Source organism: Pengzhenrongella frigida, from assembly GCF_004168625.1.
Lineage (GTDB): Bacteria > Actinomycetota > Actinomycetes > Actinomycetales > Cellulomonadaceae > Pengzhenrongella > Pengzhenrongella frigida.
On sequence record NZ_SDWW01000083.1, the window covers coordinates 1 to 7,172 of the forward strand.

9 protein-coding genes are annotated in these 7,172 nt (G+C 74.5%); 2 read left to right on the forward strand and 7 right to left on the reverse strand.

Going from position 1 to position 7,172, the window contains the following annotated elements; all coding sequences use genetic code 11:
- Nucleotides 1-141 precede the first annotated feature (141 nt).
- The 7 genes from EUA98_RS19060 to EUA98_RS19090 all read right to left on the reverse strand — a co-directional run bounded on the left by EUA98_RS19060 (nucleotide 142) and on the right by EUA98_RS19090 (nucleotide 4,714).
- On the reverse strand, nucleotides 142-642 hold the full coding sequence (locus EUA98_RS19060) for a pilus assembly protein TadG-related protein (protein ID WP_130104264.1): 501 nt from the start codon (nucleotides 640-642) through the stop codon (nucleotides 142-144).
- A gap of 41 nt (nucleotides 643-683) precedes the next feature.
- Entirely contained in the window at nucleotides 684-1,025 is a 342-nt protein-coding gene (locus tag EUA98_RS19065) for a TadE family type IV pilus minor pilin (protein WP_130104265.1), read from the reverse strand.
- Complete coding sequence (locus tag EUA98_RS19070; RefSeq protein ID WP_130104266.1) at nucleotides 1,022-1,210, reverse strand: DUF4244 domain-containing protein; 189 nt, start codon at nucleotides 1,208-1,210, stop codon at nucleotides 1,022-1,024. Before EUA98_RS19070 ends, EUA98_RS19065 begins: the two co-directional genes overlap by 4 nt.
- A 116-nt stretch (nucleotides 1,211-1,326) precedes the next feature.
- Nucleotides 1,327-1,917 (reverse strand): type II secretion system F family protein, encoded by a 591-nt coding sequence (locus EUA98_RS19075; protein WP_130104267.1) that lies wholly within the window; start codon nucleotides 1,915-1,917, stop codon nucleotides 1,327-1,329.
- Nucleotides 1,918-1,927: 10 nt separating this feature from the next.
- Nucleotides 1,928-2,443, reverse strand: a complete 516-nt coding sequence (locus EUA98_RS19080; protein WP_130104268.1) for a type II secretion system F family protein — start codon at nucleotides 2,441-2,443, stop codon at nucleotides 1,928-1,930.
- Between the two features lie 203 nt (nucleotides 2,444-2,646).
- Nucleotides 2,647-3,897: a TadA family conjugal transfer-associated ATPase gene (locus tag EUA98_RS19085; protein ID WP_130104269.1), complete on the reverse strand. Its 1,251-nt coding sequence runs from the start codon at nucleotides 3,895-3,897 to the stop codon at nucleotides 2,647-2,649.
- A gap of 10 nt (nucleotides 3,898-3,907) precedes the next feature.
- Nucleotides 3,908-4,714 (reverse strand): CpaE-like family protein, encoded by an 807-nt coding sequence (locus EUA98_RS19090; protein WP_130104270.1) that lies wholly within the window; start codon nucleotides 4,712-4,714, stop codon nucleotides 3,908-3,910.
- Nucleotides 4,715-4,947: 233 nt separating this feature from the next.
- Between EUA98_RS19090 and EUA98_RS19095 the strand changes: the two genes are divergently transcribed.
- Nucleotides 4,948-5,805 (forward strand): HAD family hydrolase, encoded by an 858-nt coding sequence (locus EUA98_RS19095; protein ID WP_130104271.1) that lies wholly within the window; start codon nucleotides 4,948-4,950, stop codon nucleotides 5,803-5,805.
- A gap of 451 nt (nucleotides 5,806-6,256) precedes the next feature.
- Nucleotides 6,257-7,172 (forward strand): HAMP domain-containing protein (locus EUA98_RS19100; RefSeq protein WP_130104272.1); only part of this gene is annotated, 916 nt, incomplete at its 3' end.

Consider the following 7,172-nt stretch of genomic DNA (forward strand, 5'->3'; position numbering starts at 1 on the left):
GCAACTCCGTCTTTGTGGTCCTGAGCGGACAATCTTGAGCGTGCCATATCCACGCTAAGCGACACAGTACACTAGTACGAATGCTACTAGATCCGGATGATTCGGACAAGACCTGGAGCCAGGCAATTTCAGCCAAATCCGCTATGGCCTGCCGAATACCGCGGCCGAGCCCTCCGGATCCGACGGAGCCGACGGAGCCGACGGAGCCGACGGAGCCGACGGACCAGCTCGAGCACTCGCTGTCGCCACTCCGAGCCCGCTCGACCGGGCGGTGGTCAACCGAACGATGCCGCCACCGAGCAGGACGCAGCCGGTCATCGAGGCGCCGTTGGCGACCACGACCGCGCGCGCGATCGCGCACGCCGTCGGACTCTCGGCCAACGCACCCGCACTCCCCGCGCCGCGACTCCCGTCGATACCGACGCCTGTGCCCGTCTCACCACCCGGCCCGCCGACCAGGTGCTGCGCCGCCGCGAGGGCACCCAGGTCCGCAGCGGTCTGCGCCGCCCCACGGGCGGACTGCGCCCGCGCCAGGAGCGAGATCGCCACGATCAGCACCAGAACGACCGCGACCAGCCCAACCGTCAGGACCGTGCCGGAACCGCGGTCGGCCGCACCCGCCCGACCTCCGACGACTTTCACGGCCGTGCTTCTGACGGCTGGACCTCTCACGGCCTGACCCCTCACGGTTCGACCCGCGCGACGGCCGACGCCTGCGCGCGCAGCGGCGCACTCGAGAAGGGCCCGGCGACCACCCCGCGACTGACCGTGACGGTCACCCACTCCCCATTCAGGTCGACGCCCACCGCGGCGCCCGGGCCGGCGACCCGCCGTGCGGTCGCGGCGATCTGAGCCGGTTCCTCGCCCAGGGCGGCAGCCCGCGCACCCGCGCGCGCAGCGTCGGCGCACCGCAGCTGTCCGACGGCGGCAGACCCGAGCACGAGCACCGCGACGAGCAGGAGCGCCACCGCGGGCAGCGCGAGCGCCAGCTCGACGGTGACGCTGCCCCGCTCGCGCGCCCTCACAGCGAGAGCGCCCCACGGATGATCCCGAGCAGCAGCCCCCGCACCTCCGTACTGCGCAGGATGACGACGAGCAGCCCGGCGAACCCGGCTGCGGCGACGGTGGCGATCGCGTACTCCGCGGTCGCCATGCCGGCCTCGGCGCGCCCGCGCGTGCGAGTGACGACGTTGGCAAGAAACGATGTCATGGTGCTCCCTTCTCCGGTGACAGCGAGCACCCACCGTGCGCGACGGACGTCCCGCGGCGATCGGCCGCGGGCGTCGACGGGGGACGGTCCACCGGACGGGCTGCCCTGTGGTCTGCTCAACTGACCAGCCCTGCACCGAGCGAGACCATGACGGGTACCAGCCCGATCAGCACGAAGGCCGGCAGGAAGCACAGCCCCAACGGCAGCACGAGGTGGACGCCGAGCCGCCCGACGGCTTCCCTCGCGGCCGTACGGCGTTCCCTGCGCAGGTGGGCGGCGGCGGCCCGCAGCGCCGGTCCGGGCGCAGCCCCGGTGACCCAGGTTGGGGCGAGCCCCTCGATCACGGGGTCCAGCCGGACCGGCGCGGCCACCCACGCGGTCGACCAGTCCGCCCCCATGACCAGGGCCGACGACGCGAGCTTGAGCACGCCGCCGTCCACGCCGCCGGCTGCATCGCCGACCGCGGCCAACGCCCGAGGCAGGCTGACGCCGGAAGCGATCGCGGCGTCGAGGAGATCGAGAAGGACCAGCACGTCGAGGCGCCCGGGCGGGCCGATCGATCCGGTCGCCCGAGCCACCTCCGCATGATCGGGCCGGGCCCGGACGCCCACGACCGGGAGTCGCGCCGCCGACCGGACGGCCAGCCATGGCGCCCCCGCACCGAGCAGACACAGGGTCAGCGCGATCGCCACAGCTGCAAGCCTCACGCCCAGCCCCTCACGTGACCCGTCCGGCGCGCGCCGCCCGGCGCACGAGCCTCGAGATCCACCACCGGCCGACCAGAAGGAGCATCACGCCGAGCACGAGAGCGGCCGTCCCGGGCCCCCCACCCAGCAGCACCCCGACCGGATCGGCGCCGACCGCGGCACCGAGCACCACCCCCAGCACCGGCAGCCCCGTGAGCACCCGCGCGGTCGCCCGCGGTCCGGCGAGGGCAGCCCGGCGCTCACCCTCGGCCTCGGCCGCGGTTGCCAGTCCGTCGGCCACCCGGTCGAGGACCTGCGCGAGCGGCGCGCCGAGCTCCCGCGCCAGTGCGCCGGCTGCGACGACGGCGGCCGCCTGGGACCGGTCACCCGCACCGAGCAGGGCGAGCGTGTCGACGTCGGGCATCCCGTCCCCGCCGACCGGCCGCCCCAGCACCTGCTCCCACGCACGTCCGGGGTCTGCGCCCGCGCGCAGCTGGGAGGCGACCTCGGTGACGACGACGGCGAGATCCCGCGTCTGGTCCGGCACGCCCCGGCGCCAACGGCTCCGCCACCCCCTCCGAGCCAGGGGCGAGACCGCCCACGCGTGCGCGGTCCGCCGCTCCGTCCCGCGCCCTGCTGACCCGAGCCCTCTCCCCCCGAGCCCGATCCCACCCGCCGCACGGCCGTCGGGTCCGCGCGCAGCCAGGAGCGCGCACCAGATGCACAGCGCGATCAGCACCTCCGCGCCGCTCACCCCGCGACCTGCGGATCCGCGAGCCCGACGCGGGCAGCAAGCAGCTCCCATCCCGGCCCGACGTCGACCTCAGCCCCCGGGCCCGCAGCGCGCCCCGCGCCCTCAGTACCGGCAACGCCCGCAGCCTCCCCAGCACCCCGGACGGTCAGCGCGGGAACCACGACGAGCTCCCCGGCCCCGCCCCGCCGGACGACGCCGATCTCGGCCAGCCGCCGTCGACCGCCGTCGCGCCGCAGGTGCAGGACCGCATCGAGCGCGCTCGACGCCTGGGCGGCGACCGATTCGCGCCCCATCCCGGCGAGCGCGGCCAGCGCCTCGAGCCGGGCGGGGACGTCGGCGGCGGTGTTCGCGTGCACCGTGGCCCAGCCGCCCTCGTGCCCGGTGTTCAGGGCCGTGAGGACCTCGCGCACCTCGGCCCCTCGACACTCGCCGAGCACGATGCGGTCCGGGCGCATCCGCAGCGCGTGGCGGACCAGATCGGGCAGCCCCACCTCGCCGACCCCTTCCACGTTGGCGCGCCGCGCGAGCAGCCGCACGACGTGCGGATGATCGGGCTCGAGCTCCCCCGCCTCTTCGATGCACACGATGCGTTCGTCCGCCGGCACGAGCGAGAGCAGCGTCGCGAGCAGAGTCGTCTTGCCGGTCCCGGTCGCGCCCGAGATGAGCACGTTGGCGCGGGACGCGACGAGCCCGCGCAGGACCGGTTCGAGCGCGGGCGCGACGCCGCCGCTCGCGAGCAGGTCGGCGAGGGTGAACGCCCGCCGCCGCAGCACCCGGAGCGACAGCAGCGTGCACGCTCCCCCCACCGGCGGCAGCACGGCGTGCAGCCGCGAGCCGTCCGGCAGTCGCGCGTCGACGACCGGGCTGGCGTCGTCGAGCCGTTGTCCGCCCGCGGCCGCGAGCCGCACCGCAAGGGTGCGGACCTGCTCCGCGGTGCCGAGATCGACGTCGACCTGCTCGAGCCGGCCCGCCCGCTCCACCCAGACGTCCCGCGGGCCGTTGACCAGGACGTCGGTGACGTCGGGCTCCTCGAGCAGCCCCTGCAGCGGCCCGGCGCCGAGCAGCTCCGCACGCACGACGGCGACCAGGTCCGCGAGCGCCCGACTGCCCAGCACGGCGCCGCACTCGCGCACCACCTGCATCACGTGCTCGGTCGACGGCACCCCGCCGGAACGCACCAACCGGCCGCGCACCTCCGCGAGCAGCGCCCCGTCCACCCCCTGGCCGACGTCGGTGGTGGTGCTCATCGCGGGCCCCTCACGCCAGACCACCCGCGAGCCGGTCCGCGGCGCGGGAGAGTGGCCCGCGGCGCCCGGGGCCGGGCCCGCCGCCGCGCTCGAGTGCGGCGTCGAACCCCCGCTGCGGGCGCATGGACGCCGCGAGCGGCAGGTCCACGACGTGGGCCAGCTCGAGCACCCCCAGGCCACCCGGGGCCGGTCCGCACACCACCAGCCGCACGTCCGCGACCGCGGTCCGCAAGGCCGGGCGCAGCGCCAGGACGCCGGCGACCGAGCGCAGATCCCGCGCGGCCAGCACCAGCACCGTCCCGCAACGGTCGAGGGGGCCCCGCCCCGCCAGGACATCGCCCCGGTCGAGGTCGAGGACGACCCGGTCGTGGCGCGCCGCGAGCGCGTCCAGCACGTTGGCGACGACCTCGGTACGCGGCCACCCGGGCCGGGTCCGGTCGGCACTGAGCACGGTCACGCCCGACCAGAGCGGCAGCAGCGCCGTCAGCTCAGCACCGGACACCGCACCGCGCGCACCGGTCAGGTCCGGCCAGCGCAGCCCGCCGACGCCCTCCACCCCGAGCAGCACATCGATGCCCCCGCCCGCCCCCAGATCCACCAGCGCCACCCCGCCACCCGTGCCTGTGCCCGTGCCCGGGCCCGGGCCACCGAAGCCGGGCCCGCCGCTCCCCGACCCGCCACGCCCCGACCGTCCGCGGCGCCCGCGCCCGCCCGGGCGCAGCTCCCGGGCCAGCCGCTGCGCGAGTGCGGCGGCGAGCGACGAGGCGCCCAGCCCGCCGCGCGCCCCCACCACGCCGATGAGTCGACCGTCTGCCATGCCGCACCCTCCTCCCGCAGACCCTCACGCGTCCGGGGTCACCCGCCGCGCACACCCCGCCCTACCCGCCCCGCCATGCCTGCCCCGCCATGCTCGCCCCGCCACCGGCCCCGCACCCCACCGCGCGTGCACGGATGTGCGTCGTCCGACGGCTTCGCCGACCTGGGGTCGGTCGGCGGCGGTCGTTAGGCTCGCCCGATGAGGATCAGCCCGCCGAACGGAGAGGAGAAGCCATGACCACACCGCTCCCGCCCGCCGCGGACGGCCCCACCGCGCACGGCCCCGCCGGCGGCCTCGAGCCTCTCCCCGGCGCCGCCTTCTTCGACCTCGACAAGACGATCATCGCGACGTCGTCAGCGACGGCGTTCTCCCGCCCGTTCCTCGCCGGCGGGCTGATCACGCGCGGCGACGTCCTGCGCACGGCCTACGCCCAGTTCGTCTATCTCGTCGGCCGGGCCGACGCCGACCAGACCGAGCGCCTGCGCGCCCAGCTCTCCGCCCTCGCCGTCGGCTGGGATGTGGCCCAGGTGTCGCAGATCGTCGCCGAGACCCTGCACGAGCTCATCGATCCGACCGTGTACGCCGAGGCCGTCGCCCTGATCGAGGAGCACCACGCCGCCGGCCGCGAGGTCGTCATCGTCTCCGCGTCGGGGGCCGAGATCGTCGAACCGATCGCGGCCGTGCTCGGTGCCGACCGGGTGATCGCCACCCGCATGACGGTCGCCGACGGTCGCTACACCGGGGAGATCGACTTCTATGCGTACGGGGAGAACAAGGCCGCAGCGATCCGGGAGCTCGCCGACGACGTCGGCCTCGACCTCGCCGTGAGCTACGCCTACTCCGACTCGATCACGGACACCCCGATGCTGGCCGCCGTCGGGCACGCGTTCGCGGTGAACCCCGACCGCGCGCTGCGCCGGATCGCGGCGAGCAACGGCTGGGGCGTGCTGACCTTCAGCCGCCCGGTCTCGCTGCGCTCGCAGTTCGCCCCGCCGACGCCGGTCATCACGGTCGGGGCGGTCGCCGTCGCCCTGGGCGTCGGCGCCATCGCCTGGCGGGCGGTCGCGCGCGTCCGGTCCCGCCGGGCCTGATCGGCCGGTGGACGCGGCGTCCATCATCCGGACCGGACCGCCGGCCGCCCTGCGTCGTTCACGACCGGCTCTTCCCAAGGAAGTCCCTCCAGGAGTACAAAGGCAGTACAACAGCACCGAGGAGAGAGAACCCACGCGCGAATTGTCCACGTGAGGACATGCCGACCGGGCTCGACCCGTAGCGACATCTGATGTTGCACGCTTGATAACTCTCTCTTCTTCGTTGTCGGCGACGGCGTCCCTCGGGGCGCCGTTGTTCGGTGCGGGCCCACCGGCCCCGACAATCCCGCACGACCCGCGGCCCGGATGTGGCCGCCCCCGGCGTGCATGGTGACGCTGGTCACACCGTCCTCGTGGTGCAGATTCATGTAACCCGGAGCGGCGCGACCGATAGGTGATGTACATCACCTCCAAGGAGTAGGCGGTGTACATCACCTCCAAGGAGCGCCACGTGAGCACGATCACCACCCCGTCCGTCCGGACCCCGCGATTGACCCGCGTCTCGGTGCGAGCCAAGATCCTCGGGCTCGTCGCCCTCTTCGCGGTGTTCTCGATCGTGCTCGGCACCTTCGCCGCCATCGGGATCGAGAAGGTCAAGTCCAACGCCGCACAGATGGCCGACACGCAGGCTTCCGTGAACACGTCGCTCCAGGGCCTCAAGGACGCGCTCTGGAACGTCCGGATGTACATCCCGCTCGTCGCCGCGTACGAGGGAGAGGGCAAGCAGGCCCAGTTCGACAAGTTGCAGGCCGCGTTCGGCGTCATGGAGACCTCGTCCACGGAGTTCGCCGCGGCGTTCGAGGCAGCGAACGGCACCAACCCGGAGAACTGGACCGAGTTCACCACCTCGTGGGGCAACTACCGCGCCGTGGTCGACGGCGACCTGATGGCGGCAGCCATGGCCGATGACCGGCCGACGTTCGCCGCGGTCCGGGCGGGCGGCGCCGCCGACCTGGGCGCCAAGATGATCGGCGACCTCACCCTGGTCAGCGACGAGGTGACCGCATCGATGGTCCTGCTCGCCGACCGATCCGAGGAGGAAGCGACCACCGCGGTCATCCGGACGATCGCGATCCTCGTCCTCGGGCTGCTCGCCGCCACGATCGCGGGCGTGGTGCTCGCGAACTCGATCCGACGAGCCGTGGTCGAGGTCAAGGGTGCGGTCGACGCCATGGCGCAGGGCGACCTCACGGTGCGGCCCGAGGTGCGCAGCGGGGACGAGATCGGGCAGATGGCCCAGGCCCTGATCGCGGCGCAGGACGCGCTGCGGGGCGTCGTGGCCGGTGTGATGGAGACCGCGCAGACGGTGGCGGCGGCCGCCGAGGAGCTGTCGGCCGCGAACTCGCAGGTCACCTCCGGGTCGGAGG